This is a genomic window from Neisseria dentiae (genome assembly GCF_014055005.1).
Lineage (GTDB): Bacteria > Pseudomonadota > Gammaproteobacteria > Burkholderiales > Neisseriaceae > Neisseria > Neisseria dentiae.
Window position 1 is genome coordinate 2,199,867 of sequence record NZ_CP059570.1, and the last position, 15,175, is coordinate 2,215,041.

Here is a 15,175-nt window from a genome sequence, read left to right on the forward strand (position 1 = left end):
GCCGATATAAGAATGATTATCAACAAACCAAGCCAAGTTAATTACCCGCGCGGTTTTCAGGCGGCCTTTTCCTGCTTCTCGGCGGCATCCAGCAATAAAAACACCAGCAAAGCCAGCAGCATCAGCACCGCAGTGAGCACCATCGCGCTGTCGTGGTTTTCTGCGCCTGCGGTGCCGAGATAGCGGTAAATCAGGGTGGTGAGCGTTTGCCATTCGGGGCGCGACAAAAACAGGGTGGCGGCAAATTCGCCCACGCAGGTAGCGGCGGCCAAAGTCAGCCCGCGCCTCAACGCAGGCAGCAGCAGCGGAACGGTAACGGTTAAGGCCGTCTGAAACGGCGTGGCGCCCAAACTGCGGGCGGCGGCGGCATAATTGGCGGGCAGCGCATCCCAGGCGGCGAGCAGGTCTTTGGCGATGAAAGGATAGGCCAACAGCGCGTAAGTGGACACCAAAAGCGGCAGTGATGCCGTCCATTCGGGGTAAAGCAGCAGCAGGCCGAACGCCACGCACACGGGCGACACCATAAACGGCAGAAACGTCAGCGCGCGCACCCATGCGGCACGGCGGGCCAAAGCGGCGTGCAAAACCCCCAGCAGCAACGCCAGCAGCATCGCCCAAAAAGTGAAACGCAAGGTGTTCCAAACGGCGTGTAAAGTTTCGGCTTCCCGCCACACCGCCCAAGAATCCCCTGCCTGCGCCGCCTGCCATAACACGGCCAGCAGCGGCAGGGCGCAGCAGGCGGCCAAAAGCAGCAGCGAACCCGCCAACAGTGCTTTGGCGGCAAATGTGCGCGGCGGCTCGGGCGGCAGCGGGCGGATGGTGCGGCCCGAAGCGGCGCGGCGGCTCCAATGCGCATACAGCACGCCCGCCAGCGCGGTAATCGCCAGCACCAGCCACACCAGCACCGAAGCCTGCGCCATATCGAGTTCATACGCAATCAGTTGGTAGATTTCCACTTCCACCGTGGCATAACGGCTGCCGCCGAGCAGCAGCGCCAACCCGAAACCCGAAAAACAATATAAAAACACCAAACACACGCCGCCCGCCAGCCAAGGCTGCAACACGGGGCGTTCGACGTGCCAAAAGCGCTGCCACGCGTTTGCGCCCAAAGTCTGCGCCGTATGCAGCCGCGCCGCAGGCACTTGCAGAAACCCCTGATACGCCGCGCGCACCAGCACGGGCAGGTTGAAAAACACATTGCCGTAAAGCAGCAGATAGGGCGTGTCTTCCCAACCCGCCCACAACAGACCGTGCGGGCCGAACAGCGCCAGCACGCCCATACCGGCCACCAGCGTGGGCATCACAAACGGCAGCATCAACAGGCGCAGAATCCAACGCCGCCCGGGAAACGCCAGCCGCGCCAACACCCAAGCCGCCGGCACGCCCGCCAGCAGCGCCAACACGCAGGTAACCGCCGCCTGAAGCGTGGTCCAGCCGATGCGCCACCGGATATATTCGTCTTGCAGCATCTGCCAAACCATTCCCCCGTTTTCATAAAGCACCAGCGCAAACAGGGGGGCGGCCACCATCACGGCAAGAAAGCCGAGCGGCAGCAGCGCAAGCAGCAGGGTGGCGGCGGGTTTGGGCAGGGGCATGGCAATCAACCGGTTTGTGCGGGAAGTTACGGCATTGTAAAGGAAAACAGCAGATCGGGGCTTTTGCAAAAACACCTTAAGGCCGAAACCTTTGCAAAAAGCCGTTTTAATCCTGAATTTATTTGTATTTCGTCATGCTCGGGCTTGCCCCGGGTATCTCTTTTTCTTCTAAAACAAACAGATGCCCGGACCAAGCCCGAGCATGACGCAAGTGTTTTAAGGTATCGAAAAGAATTTTGCAAAGGTCTCACGCCGTCTGAAACATCCGATTATCGTCATCAGCTTTGCAAGCCGGAATATGACGAGTGTGCTTTTTCTCAGGTTGATTGGCGCAAACAGCGGCGCCGGCATAAAAAACACCCCGCATTTTGCTGTGCGGGGTGTTTTGCCGTTGCCGTGGTTACAGCGAATAATACATTTCGAATTCCAACGGGTGCGGCGCCATGCGGATGCGTTTCACGTCTTCTTCTTTGAAGGCGATGTAGCTCTCGATCCAATCTTTGCTGAACACACCGCCGCGGGTTAAGAACTCGTGGTCGGCTTTCAGTGCTTCCAGCGCTTCTTCCAAAGAGACGCAAACTGTGGGCACCAATGCGTCTTCTTCAGGCGGCAGGTCGTAAAGATTTTTATCGGCGGGGTCGCCCGGATGGATTTTGTTTTGGATACCGTCCAAACCGGCCATCAGCAGGGCGGAGAAAGCCAGATAGGGGTTGGCCATCGGATCGGGGAAACGCGCTTCGATGCGGCGGGCTTTGGCGCTGTTCACCGCAGGAATGCGGATGGAAGCCGAACGGTTTTTGGCCGAATAAGCCAGCTTGGTCGGCGCTTCGAAGTGCGGCACCAAACGTTTGTAGGAATTGGTGGAGGGGTTGGTGATGGCGTTCAGGGCTTTGGCGTGTTTGATGATACCGCCGATGTAGTAAAGGGCGGTGTCGGAGAGGCCGGCGTAGCCGTCGCCTGCAAACAGGTTTTGGCCGTCTTTCCAGATGGATTGGTGAACGTGCATGCCGCTGCCGTTGTCGCCCATAATCGGCTTGGGCATGAAGGTGGCGGTTTTGCCGAAGTTGTGGGCAACGTTGTGGATGATGTATTTCATATCCTGCGTCCAGTCGGCGCGGCGCACCAAGGTGCTGAATTTGGTGCCGATTTCCATTTGGCCGGCGGTGGCCACCTCGTGGTGGTGCACTTCGACGGGAATGCCGATTTCTTCGAGCAGGTTTACCATGGCCGAGCGCAGGTCTTGGCCGGAATCAACGGGGGCAACGGGGAAATAGCCGCCTTTCACGAAGGGGCGGTGGCCGGTGTTTTGGCCGTCGTATGATTTGCCGCTGCTCCACGCGGCTTCTTCGCTGTGGATTTTGTAGCGGGTGCCGCTCATGCTGGTTTCGAATTCTACGCCGTCGAACACGAAAAACTCAGGTTCGGGGCCGAAATAGGCGGTGTCGCCGATGCCTGAAGATTTCAGGTAGGCTTCGGCGCGTTTGGCGATGGAGCGCGGGTCGCGGTCGTAGCCCTGGCCGTTGGCGGGGTCGATAACGTCGCAGGTAATCACAACGGTGGCGTCGTCGTAAAACGGGTCGATATAGGCGGAGCTTGAATCGGGGCGCAGCTGCATATCGGAAGCCTGAATGCCTTTCCAGCCGCCGATAGACGAGCCGTCGAACGCCTGGCCGTTTTCAAACCACTCTTCCGGGTCGTCCAGCACCACATGGGTGGGCACGGTAACGTGCTGCTGTTTGCCTTTGGTATCGGTGAAGCGCAGGTCAACGAAGCGCACTTCGTTTTCTTCGATAAGTTTGACTACTTCTTTTACTGACATAATCTGCTCCTGAGAGGATAGTGAAGGGGAAAGCGATTTCAAAACAACCAAATCTGCACCGCAGGCGGCAGCGGAACATTGTGCCACAACCGTCGGAAAAAGGGGGCGGGGCGCAAATAAAAACCGCGCCGTGATGGAAGCCAATATAGTTTTTGTTTGTAAAATTGTCAACAATCCGATGTGTAAAGAATAGCGGCCGTCTGAAATTTTTCAGACGGCCTGCCCTATTGTTTTATTTTTAAGCAGATATATATAATGCGCTGTTACCCAAGCGGGTGCCTTTGCGCGCCCCTTAATCCGACCGCATTGCTACGGAGCCTGCCGCATGGCCGCCACACTTCCCCGTTATGCCGTTTTCGGCAACCCGATTGCCCACAGCAAATCGCCGCAAATCCACCGGCAATTCGCCTTGCAGGAAAAGGTGCGGATCGAATACGAACGCATCTTGGCCGAGCCGGGAGCGTTTGCCGAAGCCGCCGAACGTTTTTTTGCCGAAGGCGGGTTGGGCGCAAACGTTACCGTGCCGTTTAAAACCGATGCCTATGATTGGGTGAGCGAGCATTCCGAGCGGGCCGAAGCCGCCGGCGCAGTCAACACCATTATCCCGCTGGGCGGCGGCCGCTTCCGCGGCGACAACACCGACGGCGTGGGGCTGGTGAGCGACATCACCGAAGCGCAGGAAACCGCCCTGAAAAACCGACGCATTCTGATTTTGGGTGCGGGCGGCGCAGTGCGCGGCGTGGTGCCCGTGCTGCTGCAACAACAGCCTGCCGACATCACCATCGCCAACCGCACCGAAACCAAAGCGCGGGAGCTGGCGGAGCGTTTCGGCGTTCGGTCGGCACCGCTAAACGGCCTGCCCGCCGGCCGTTTCGATATTATTATCAACGGCACCTCGGGCGGTTTGGGCGGCGAAATACCGGCCGTTGCACCCGAAGTGTTCGGCATCTGTGAGCTGGCCTACGATATGGTGTACGGCGCGGCGGCACAGGCGTTTTTGGATTATGCCCGCCGCAGCGGCGCCAAAAAAACTGCCGACGGCTTGGGTATGCTGGTGGGGCAGGCCGCGTTTTCCTACCGGCTTTGGCGCGGTTTTTCGCCCGATATCAAACCCGTTATCCGTTATATGAAAGAGGCCGTCTGAAATGATTAAATGGCTGCTTGCGCTGCCTTTTGCGGCGTTTATCCTGTTTAATGCCTACGTGTACGGCAACATCATCACCTATCGCGCCGTGGCGCCGCACAAAACCGCGTTTATGAGTATGCGCATGAGCGATTTTAGTGCCAAAGGCAAAGAAGTCGAACTGGATTACCGCTGGGTGCCCTATGATCGCATCTCCACCAACCTCAAAAAAGCCCTGATTGCTTCGGAAGACGCCAACTTCGCCGCACACGGCGGTTTCGACTGGGGCGGCATCCGCAACGCCATGAAGCGCAACGAGCGCAGCGGCAAAATCCGCGGCGGCGGCTCCACCATCAGCCAGCAGCTGGCGAAAAACCTGTTTTTAAACGAAAGCCGCAGCTATTGGCGCAAGGCCGAAGAAGCCGCCATCACCGCCATGATGGAAGCCACCACCGATAAAGACCGCATTTTCGAGCTTTATCTCAACGTAATCGAATGGGGCTACGGCATTTACGGCGCCGAAGCGGCCTCGCAGCACTTCTATAAAAAACCGGCCGCCAACCTCACCAAACAGCAGGCGGCCAAACTCGCCGCCCGCGTGCCGCGGCCGCTGTATTACGCCGAAAACCCGCGCGACCGCAGCCTGCGCAACAAAACCAACATCATCCTGCGCCGCATGGGTTCGGCCGCATTGCCGGATACGGAATGAGAGCTTTGCAAACGCCGCCTCCAACAAAAAACAAAAAACGGAACAGCATTAACTGTTCCGTTTTTATTTTTTCAGACGGCCTTAAAAGGTCTCAGGCCGTCTGAAAAGTTTTATACCATTACACGTTCACTTTTTCGGCCACTTCGTTGTAGCTGTCGATTTCGTTGAAGTTCATGTAGCGGTAGATCTGATCGCCCTGCTCGTTGATGATGCCGATATTGGCTTGGTATTCTTCAACGGTGGGGATTTTGCCCAGTTTGGAGCAGATGGCCGCCAGTTCCGCAGAACCCAAGAACACATTGGTGTTTTTGCCCAAACGGTTGGGGAAGTTGCGGGTGGAAGTGGACATCACGGTTGCCCCTTCGCGCACTTGTGCCTGGTTGCCCATACACAGCGAGCAGCCGGGCATTTCCATGCGCGCGCCGGCACGGCCGAGCACGCCGTAGTGGCCTTCGTTGGTCAGCTCTTGCGCGTCCATTTTGGTGGGCGGCGCCATCCACAGGCGCACGGGGATGTCGCTCTTGCCTTCCAGCAGTTTGGAAGCGGCGCGGAAGTGGCCGATGTTGGTCATGCACGAACCGATGAACACTTCGTCGATCGGCGTGCCGGACACTTCGGACATGAATTTCACATCGTCGGGGTCGTTCGGGCAGGCCACGATCGGCTCTTTGATGTCGTCCATGTTGATTTCGATAACGGCGGCGTATTCGGCATCTTTATCGGCTTCCAAAAGCTGCGGATCGGCCAGCCAGGCTTCCATCGCTTTGATGCGGCGCTCCAGCGTGCGCGGGTCTTTATAGCCGTCGGCAATCATGTTTTTCATCAACACGATGTTGGACTTCATGTATTCGATAATCGGCTCTTTGTTGAGCTTCACGGTACAGCCGGCGGCGGAACGCTCGGCGGAAGCGTCGCTCAATTCGAACGCCTGTTCCACTTTCAGGTCGGGCAGGCCTTCGATTTCCAGAATACGGCCCGAGAAAATGTTTTTCTTGCCGGCTTTGGCCACGGTGAGCAGGCCTTGCTTGATGGCATACAGCGGAATGGCGTTTACCAGATCGCGCAGGGTTACGCCCGGTTGCAGTTTGCCGCTGAAGCGCACCAGCACGGATTCGGGCATATCGAGCGGCATCACGCCGGTGGCGGCGGCAAAGGCCACCAAGCCGGAACCTGCGGGGAAGGAAATGCCCAGCGGGAAACGGGTGTGCGAGTCGCCGCCGGTGCCGACGGTGTCGGGCAGCAGCAGGCGGTTCAGCCATGAGTGGATCACGCCGTCGCCCGGGCGCAGGGAAACGCCGCCGCGGGTGGAGATAAACTCAGGCAGCTCTTTGTGGGTTTTCACGTCCACCGGTTTCGGATAGGCGGCGGTGTGGCAGAACGACTGCATCACCAAGTCGGCAGAGAAGCCCAGGCAGGCGAGGTCTTTCAGCTCGTCGCGGGTCATCGGGCCGGTGGTGTCTTGCGAGCCGACGGTGGTCATGCGCGGTTCGCAGTAAGTGCCGGGGCGCACGCCCTGCCCTTCGGGCAAGCCGCAGGCACGGCCAACCATTTTCTGCGCCAGCGAGAAGCCTGCTTTGCTTTCGGCAGGCGCCTGCGGCAGGCGGAATTCGGTGGAGGCGGGCAAGCCCAGCGCTTCGCGGGCTTTGGCGGTTAAGCCGCGGCCGATAATCAGATTGATGCGGCCGCCGGCCTGCACTTCGTCGAGCAACACTTGCGATTTCAGTTGGAATTCGGCAACGGTTTCGCCGTTTTTCACGATTTTGCCTTCATACGGCAGAATATCGACCACGTCGCCCATTTTCAGCGCGGAAACGTCCACTTCGATCGGCAGGGCACCAGAATCTTCTTGGGTGTTGAAGAAAATCGGGGCGATTTTGCCGCCCAGGCACACGCCGCCGTAGCGTTTGTTCGGCACGAAGGGAATATCCAGGCCGGTGTGCCAGATTACCGAGTTGGTGGCGGATTTGCGCGAAGAGCCGGTGCCGACTACGTCGCCCACATAGGCAACGGGGTGGCCTTTGGCTTTCAATTCTTCCAACAGTTTGATGGGGCCGACTTCGCCGGGTTTGTCGGGGTTGATGCCGTCGCGCGGGTTTTTCAGCATGGCCAGCGCATGCAGCGGGATGTCGGGGCGGCTCCAGGCGTCGGGCGCGGGTGAGAGGTCGTCGGTGTTGGTTTCGCCGTCGACTTTGAATACGGTAACGGTGATTTTTTCGGGCACTTTTTCGCGCGAGGTAAACCATTCGGCGTTGGCCCACGATTCGAGCACGGCTTTGGCGTGCGGGTTGCCTTTGTCGGCTTTTTCTTTCACGTCGTGGAAAGAGTCGAACATCAAGAGGGTGTGTTTCAACCCTTCGGCGGCAATCGGCGCCAGTTTGTCGTTGTCGAGAAGCTCAATCAGCGGGTGGATGTTGTAACCGCCGAGCATGGTGCCCAGAAGTTCGGTGGCGTATTCGGGCGATACCAGCGGGCTTTGTACGCTGCCTTCGGCAACGGCGGCCAAGAACGAGGCTTTTACTTTGGATGCGTCGTCCACGCCGGGCGGCACGCGGTTGGCGAGCAAATCTACCAAGAATCCGTCTTCGCCTGCGGGCGGGTTTTTCAGCAGTTCCACCAGATCGGCGGTTTGCTGGGCGGTGAGCGGGAGGGCGGGAATGCCCAGAGCTTCGCGCTCTGCGGCGGCTTTGCGATAGGCTTCTAACATCTCGTTGTTCCTTTTAGTGGTTTTTCTTCTGGGTTTACCGCACATTGTAGTGCTGCGTAGTTTTTAAATCATAAACCAAATTTGTGTAAATAGGAACTTTCTTTTGCAGTTCTCGGGCAGGATTGCGGTTGGTTTAAAGGCCGTCTGAAAGGGTTTCAGACGGCCTGTTTGATAATGCCGGCGTTAGTGTTTGCGTTTGCGTGAAATACATATCGACCACACCAGCAGCAGGTTCAGCTGCGCCAGCACGACGGCGGCGGCGGCTTTGGCCAGATCGGCCAGCGTCCAGGTGCCGACGATGGGGTTGTAGAAAAGGTTGCGGTGGTCGTTGACAATCAGGTAAACCGTTAACAGCCACAGCGACCAGGTTACTGCAAAAATCAATATGCTTTTGGTGCTGATAACCGGATTGGGTTTCCGCGCTTTATGGATAACCATCAGTTCGCGCAAGTCTTGCACTTGTTCAGACATAAGCCTCTCCTTTCGTTGCGGTGATAAAAAACGCCGTGTCGGCGGCAGCCCTGTGCTACTGCACGCCCCTGTCGGGGCTGACCCAGGTGGCCTTGCGCCGTTTGTCGCGCAAAAGCGCCTTGGGGAAACCGTGGATCAGTGTGATGCTGTTGAGCAGCCAGAAGGCATAGGGATACCAGATGCAGCTGATGAAATACCGGAATAAGTTGCTTTCGTAGCGGCTGTCGATAAACATGCTCACGGAAAACTGCAAAATAAACATCATGAAGGTAATCAGGCTGGCCACTTTGAACAGCGTGAAATCATGCGGGTGGCCGAGCGCCAGCTCCGCCAGACCTGCAATGGTTACGCCCAAAAGCGAATACGCCCAAATCAGGGTGATGAAATATTCGGCATAAAGCGGCCACAGGCGGATATGGTGCAGCCGCCAGATGTCTTTGAAATATTTCAAAATCACTTCCGCCCCGCCCTGTGCCCAGCGCAGCCGCTGGCGGTAGAGTCCGCGTATGGTTTCGGGCATCAATACCCAACACAATGCACGCGGTTCGTAGGCGATGTTGTAACCGGCGATTTGGGTTTTCCAGCTCACGTCGATGTCGTCGGTGATCATGTTGTCGCTCCAGCCGCCGATTTTCAGCAGCACGTCTTTACGTATGCACATAATCACGCCGGACACGGTAAACAATGTGCCCACCACGCTTTGCGAGCGTTTGATCAGGCCGATAATCGAGCTGAATTCGGCCACTTGCAGCTTGCCCAACACGGTGCTGCGGTTGCGCACGCGCGGGTTGCCGGTTACGGCGCCCAAATCGGGGTTGTTTTCCATATTCTGAATCATGTATTCGATGGCGCTGTAATCGAGGATGGCGTCGCCGTCGATGCCGACGATGTATTTGCCCAGTGCATGGCGGGCGCCGTTGTTCATGGCGGAGGCTTTGCCGCCGTTGGGTTGGTCGACCACCACGATTTTTTCGGCTTTTTCCGCCCAGCGTTCGATGATTTCGAGCGTGTTGTCGGTGCTGCCGTCGTTGATGAAGATCAGCTCGTAGTTGGGGTAGGTTAAATTGAGCAGGTGCGGTATCGATGTGTCGAGGTTGTCTGCTTCGTTGTAGCAGGGAATCAGCACGCTCACCATCGGTGCGTAGCCCTGATACATAAACTCGGGTTCGCCCGCCCGCCGCTCGAGAAACAGAAAATAAAAAATGCCCGAAACCGTCCAATAAACGGCCATGATGCCCGGATAGAGCATCACGAATACGGCTAAATATTCATACCAGTCCATTGGGGTTGCTGCCCTTGCTGTTTGTGTTTGAAGCGTTTGTTTTGGTGGTTGGTGTTGTTCAGACGGCCTGCTCCGGAGAGGCCGTCTGAAAACGGGGTTAGCGCTGCACCGAAAATGCCGGTTTGATGGTTTTCAGCGGCGGCTGGTCTTGCAGGAAGTTATCGGGGTAGTAGGCCAGGTTTTTCACGCCCTCTTTTTTCAGCAAAGTCATCCAGTCCGTCATTTCTTCGGCGGGCACCGGCTGTTTGGTGCGCCAGTTCACCGCTTGCAGCTCGAACACGGTTTTATCGAGCGGCACGTTGCTGCGCTTGACTTCGGCCACCAGTTTGCCCATCCAGCGCGCGGCTTCTTTGCGGCTTAACGGCTGCTCGTTTTCCATATAGGGCATGGCCATGATGGCGGTGTAGTCGTAGGCGGCGGCAAACTTGGGCAGGCTTTGGGCGAACCACTGCTGCGATTCGGGGCGGGTAATCACGCCGGCATAAAGGTTGCGGGCGGTTTTCATTTCGTTTTTGCCGTTGAAGCTGTATTTCAACGAGGCTTGTTTCAGCATATCGGAATAGCCGATTAAATCGTCGCCCTTCTGCCCGGCTTCGCTGCGGTATTGCTCTGCACTACGCGCGCCGGCGGCGGTGTTGCCTTCGTAGTCGGTTAAGAAGCCGTCGTCGTGGAAAATCAGGCCGTTGAAGCGGCTGTTGAAGGCGAGGTCTTCATAAATTTCGGCCACGGCGCGGCGGCTCTTGGCGCTATACGGCGAGAGGCGCAGATAGTGGTTGGCGCTGGGTTTGCCGGTGCGGCTGTCGGTAACGTAGTCGTAACCGCTGCCCAAATCGAAAGCCATCATCGGCATCCACGCATACACTTTTACGTTGGAACGCGTAATCAGCTGCCAGGCCACGCGGCTGAACAGGTCGGCCTTCACTTTCAGATGGCGGTTGGGGAAATACACGGCCTCCGCCACGCCGTTGCCGTCGTCGTCGGCAAAGGCTTGCAGATACACGGTGGTGATGCCCATTTTGTAGATGCGCTCGATGAGTTTGTCGAAATTGCGCTCCACCTGCGCGGGGTCGGGGTCGTGCAGGTAGTCCAAGTCGATGTGCACGGCGCGTTGGTGCGGCGGGGTGAACATCTGCCCGTCGAGGTAGGCTTTCATCAGCGGGTAGCCGGTTTCGTTATCGATGAGCGCACGGCCCACGCTGCGCTGCTCCGTGGTGTTCAGGGTTTCGTCGAACAGGGTGAAATCGTTGTCCAGCCCCACGCCGGCGGCGATTTCGCGGGCGGTTTCGTTAAACTGCCCGTAAGGCCACACAATCACGTTGGGGCGCACGCCGGTGCGCGCGGTGATGATGTCCACCGAGCGTTTCAAATCGTTGTGTACGCGCTGTTTGTAGGCAGCATGGGTTTCGTAGCGGCCGTTTTTATATTCGGGAAACACGGCGGCAAACTGCGAGCCGGTGGGGTTGCCCGTGATGCTGCGGTGCAGGTCGTGGGTGTGCGAGGCGATTTCCACCAAGCCGCTTTTCTGCATTTCGCGCACCTGTTCCCAAGTAATGAAGGCCGAACGCGGCAGCATTTGTTTGCCGTAGGCGATCCGGCCGCCCTGCGGCGTTTCCATCCAGCCGGTAACCAATGCGTACACCGCCGGATAGTTGAAGGCTTTCAACAGCGGGTAGATTTTGGTGTAGAAGCTCATGTAGCCGTCGTCAAACGTGAGCAATACGGGCTTGGGCGGCAGCTTGGCGCGGCCGGTGCGCGCGTCTTGAATCTGCTTGAAACTCACGGGGGTGTAGCCGTTGTCGCGCAGCCAGTTGAAATGTGCGGCCAGCCGCTGCACGGTGATGGTTTGCGGAAAATAACGGCGCTGGATTGCGCCCGCCATTTCCTGTTCTTCTTTGGTTTTGACAACGGGTGCGGTTTCGTCGATCACGTTGTGGTAACACATCACGCCGTAGCGCACGTCGGCGGCATAAGCGCTTTGCAGCATGAGGCCGGCGAAGAGGCCGGCGAGCAGGCGTTTGCAGTTCATGTTTTTCTGCCTATCATTCATTCTTGTATTTTTTTAAAGTGTCTGCTGTTTTCAGACGGCCTCTCCGCCGCAGCGTGAGGCCGTCTGAAAACCATTCTGTCAATCAGTAAAACTTCACGCTCAAATTGGCTGCGCCGAAGTTTTGATATTCGAGGTCGCCGTCATACATGGCTTGGCGGCGGCCGAACTCGTAGCCCAGCGTGGCGCGGCGGCCGAAGCTCCAGTCGTGCCTGTATTTAATCTGCCAAGTGTTTTCGGCTTGGTGGCCGGCCTGCCAGTAGCGCCCTACGCTGCCGCCGGCGGTTTGAACGAGCTTCACGTTATTGTCCAACGGCAGGGTGTAGGAAAACGCCAGCTCGCCGCTCACGGTTTTGCTGTTTTCGGGGTTGTAGTAGAAGGCAGACGGGATATCTTTGTTGCGGCTGTAATCCGCCCACAGCGAACCGCCCAGCTTCCAGCGGTTGTGTTGGAAAATATCGTGCGAAAGCCAGGCGTTGGCGGTTTGGCGGGTGTTGCCGTCGTCAAACTTCATCACGCCCGCGCCTATGCCCGCACGGGTGGCGGCCGAGTGGGTGTATTCCGCGCCCAAGGTGTATTCGTCGGCATACACTTCCTGCCACAGGGCTTTCACGGGCGTGTTGGCGCTGTTGAAAGCCGCGCGGGCGGTAAAGCCCACGAAGTCGTTCACGCGCCAGTCGGCGCCCAGCGTGCCGTAGGCTTTATCGTTCAGCTGCGTGCCGTGCCCCGCTTCGGCATTCACCACCACCGGATAAAGGTTGATTTCGGCGCCCGCCCCCACGCGGCCGGCGCGCAGCGGCTCGCCGTGGTTGGGCACATAATTGTGCTGCTGCACAATATAGGCGCGGTGGCCGCTGCTGCTGCGCGGGCTGTAGAGTTTCGCGGTTTGCGCCCATTCGCTGCCGTCTTCGGGCGATGTGGCTTTCATCACCGTGCCACCGATTTCCAAGCGCGCGGCGCGTTCTTCGTCGTAAAGCTGCCAGAATCCCCTGTGGCTGATATCGTCGCGGCTCAAACCTTTGGATAAATCATCTACCGCCCGCCAGTTGCCTGCCGCCAAATGGGCGGCGGCGGCTTTGCCGTCCACCCATTTCTGGTTAGGTTCGCCCAAATATTCGCGCGCACCGTCGAATCTGGCTAAGGCGCGGTCTTCATGGCCGTCCATCTGCGACAGCTCGCCCGCCAGAATCATCGCCCACGGGTCGGCGGGGTGTTCGTCGAGCCAGTTTTTCATCAGCTTGTGCGCGCCTTTCACATTGCCGTTCCAGGCTTCGATGCGGGCGTTCCAGAAATATTGGGTGTCGTAATACGGGTTTTCCACTTCAACGGTGTGGGTGAAATCGGGCGTGTATTTTTTCGGATTCCAATGCTTCATTTTCTCCTGAGTTTGTGTGAACTCCATCAGGTCGGTATCGCTTTCAACCAACAGTTCCACCAGCTCCGGATCGAGCTTGCCCTGCGCCGCCATCTGGCGGTTCATGCGCCCGTGCAGCACTTTGCGCGCCCGGTGCGGGCTGCCGGCCATCAGCAGGGCTTTGGCGTATTCGTCCTGCACGTAATCGGGCTGTTCGCCCTGTGCGGCCAGCACGCGGTAGTCGCGCAGCGCCTGTTTTTCGTTGCCCGCAGCCACGGCGGCGGCCAAGCGGTCGCGCAGCGCCTGCGTGTGCAGCGGGCTGCCCGCTTCCGTTTTATCCACCACTTCGCTCAAACCGGCATAAGCCGCGCGGATTTGCGCCGGATTGGCAGTTTGGCGTGCGCCGCGCAGCAACGCGGCGGATTTGGCGGCTTGCAGCCACAAACGGTCTTGCCCGTTGAATTGGTCGGGATATTGCGCCATCAGCCGCTCCTGCTGCGGAAAAAGCTGCAATTGGGCGGCGGTGCGGTAAAGCTGCAAAACATGGTCGCGGTTAGCGGGGTCGGCTTCATGCAGGCGCTGCTGCTCGGCCAGCCGGCCGGTGAGCGACTGCGTGCGCTGTTTCAGATAGGCTTCGGCTTCGCGGATGCCTTTATCTTCGCCGAAACGCTTGCGGTAGGCTTCGATCTGCTGCTGCGCGGCGGCGTAGTCTTCGCTGTCCACCGCCACCAGCGCGCTGCCCAGATAACCGGTTTGGTGCTGCGGTGCGGCAAGCTGCAATTGGCGGTAGAGCGCGGCGGCTTGGGGATATTGTTTGGTATCGCGCGCGGCTTTGGCGAGGTTTTCCAATTCGTCGGCGGAATAGGTTTCAGGCGCGCAGCCGGCGCACACGGCCAATGCTTCTTCCGGTTTGCCCTGACGCATCAGCAGCGCAATCAAATCGGCGCGCACTTTGGCATCGCCGCTTTGCGCATACAGATTGCCCAGCTGCGCCACCGATTCGGCAAGCTGCGTCTCGCCGCCGCGCGCATGAAGCGCCCAGCGCTCGCGTTCGGCCTGTATGTCTTGGGCGGCGGCAAACGGCACGGACGCAAAAACGGCAGCCGTGCATACGGAAAGTTTGTGAATTCGGCTCATGATTCGGAAATTCCGGGGTTTTCTGCACCGGAAGCATGATGCAGTTGTTTATTTAGATGAGAAGCAACAGAGCGTTTTAGTAATGCAAGAGAATTTATTTGGGCGTAACAATCAACCCAATTTAAAATTTTGATGCAGCTTATATCAACTTCTGTAAAGATGGCTTAAGAGCTGCCCCAGCGGTCAAATCAGGCTATGGGCGGCCTTATCTAAACCTATAAAACTGTTACGTTTCGGGCAATAACTCTATTTAATATGAATGAAAGAAGAATTATCCCGTTTTATTAAATCATCTTCGCCCTTGCCCCTGCCGCCGTTCGGGTAAATAATAGGCCGTCTGAAAACCCGATAATTTTAAAGAACAGGAGAATACGATGACTTCCCCCCGCCCCGACAACACCGCCTGCATCGTGGTTGATATTCAGGAACGCCTCAACCCCGCTCTCCATCAGGCCGAAGAGATGGTGGAAAACAGCCGCACGCTGCTGCAAGGCTTGCAGGCTTTAGATGTGCCGGTTGCGGCCACCGAGCAGTATCCGAAAGGCTTGGGACACACGGTTGCCGATGTCGGCAGCCTGCTGGGCGGCGCGCCTGTGTTTGAAAAAACGCGTTTTTCCGCGCTGATACCCGAAGTGCAGCAGTTTTTGCAGAGCCGCAATATCGAAAACGTGGTTCTGGTCGGCGCCGAAGCGCATGTGTGCATGCTGCAAACCGTGCTTGATTTGCGCGCGGCGGGCTTGGGCGTGTATGTGCCGTTCGAGTGTACCGCTTCGCGCGCGCCTGCCAATAAGGCCAATGCGCTGGAGCAGATGCGCGCGGCCGGTGCGGTGGTGTCGAACGTGGAAAGCGTGCTGTTCCAATTGTTGGGCGACGCCAAACATCCGGCGTTTAAAACCGTGTCCAAACTGATTCAATAAATTTACAGGCCGTCTGAAAT

At 57.9% G+C, this 15,175-nt stretch carries 10 protein-coding genes; 3 read left to right on the top strand and 7 right to left on the bottom strand.

Annotated elements, in window-relative coordinates; all coding sequences use genetic code 11:
- Positions 1–56: 56 nt before the first annotated feature.
- Together H3L92_RS10300 and glnA are read right to left on the bottom strand one after the other, a co-directional pair.
- On the bottom strand, positions 57–1,595 hold the full coding sequence (locus tag H3L92_RS10300) for an ABC transporter permease (protein ID WP_115336226.1): 1,539 nt from the start codon (positions 1,593–1,595) through the stop codon (positions 57–59).
- A gap of 400 nt (positions 1,596–1,995) precedes the next feature.
- Positions 1,996–3,414, bottom strand: a complete 1,419-nt coding sequence (glnA, locus tag H3L92_RS10305) for a type I glutamate--ammonia ligase (RefSeq protein WP_085366729.1) — start codon at positions 3,412–3,414, stop codon at positions 1,996–1,998.
- A gap of 325 nt (positions 3,415–3,739) precedes the next feature.
- Here glnA and aroE point away from each other — a divergent pair, with 325 nt between their 5' ends.
- Complete coding sequence (gene aroE / locus H3L92_RS10310) at positions 3,740–4,558, top strand: shikimate dehydrogenase (RefSeq protein ID WP_085366728.1); 819 nt, start codon at positions 3,740–3,742, stop codon at positions 4,556–4,558.
- A gap of 1 nt (position 4,559) precedes the next feature.
- Entirely contained in the window at positions 4,560–5,246 is a 687-nt protein-coding gene (gene mtgA, locus H3L92_RS10315; protein ID WP_085366727.1) for a monofunctional biosynthetic peptidoglycan transglycosylase, read from the top strand.
- A 118-nt stretch (positions 5,247–5,364) separates the two neighbouring features.
- On the opposite strand, the gene acnB is transcribed toward mtgA, so the two are convergent.
- The 5 genes from acnB to pgaA form a co-directional block, all read right to left on the bottom strand.
- Entirely contained in the window at positions 5,365–7,950 is a 2,586-nt protein-coding gene (acnB, locus tag H3L92_RS10320; RefSeq protein ID WP_085366726.1) for a bifunctional aconitate hydratase 2/2-methylisocitrate dehydratase, read from the bottom strand.
- 183 nt (positions 7,951–8,133) lie between these two features.
- On the bottom strand, positions 8,134–8,421 hold the full coding sequence (locus tag H3L92_RS10325; protein ID WP_085366725.1) for a hypothetical protein: 288 nt from the start codon (positions 8,419–8,421) through the stop codon (positions 8,134–8,136).
- A 55-nt stretch (positions 8,422–8,476) separates the two neighbouring features.
- Entirely contained in the window at positions 8,477–9,703 is a 1,227-nt protein-coding gene (pgaC, locus tag H3L92_RS10330; RefSeq protein ID WP_085366724.1) for a poly-beta-1,6-N-acetyl-D-glucosamine synthase, read from the bottom strand.
- Positions 9,704–9,800: 97 nt separating this feature from the next.
- On the bottom strand, positions 9,801–11,729 hold the full coding sequence (gene pgaB / locus H3L92_RS10335; protein ID WP_085366723.1) for a poly-beta-1,6-N-acetyl-D-glucosamine N-deacetylase PgaB: 1,929 nt from the start codon (positions 11,727–11,729) through the stop codon (positions 9,801–9,803).
- A gap of 103 nt (positions 11,730–11,832) precedes the next feature.
- Entirely contained in the window at positions 11,833–14,238 is a 2,406-nt protein-coding gene (pgaA, locus tag H3L92_RS10340; protein ID WP_085366722.1) for a poly-beta-1,6 N-acetyl-D-glucosamine export porin PgaA, read from the bottom strand.
- Between the two features lie 374 nt (positions 14,239–14,612).
- Between pgaA and H3L92_RS10345 the strand changes: the two genes are divergently transcribed.
- The gene (locus H3L92_RS10345) at positions 14,613–15,155 is read left to right on the top strand and encodes an isochorismatase family protein (protein ID WP_085366721.1); all 543 of its coding nucleotides are present in this window, start codon (positions 14,613–14,615) and stop codon (positions 15,153–15,155) included.
- The last annotated feature ends 20 nt before the right edge of the window (positions 15,156–15,175 follow it).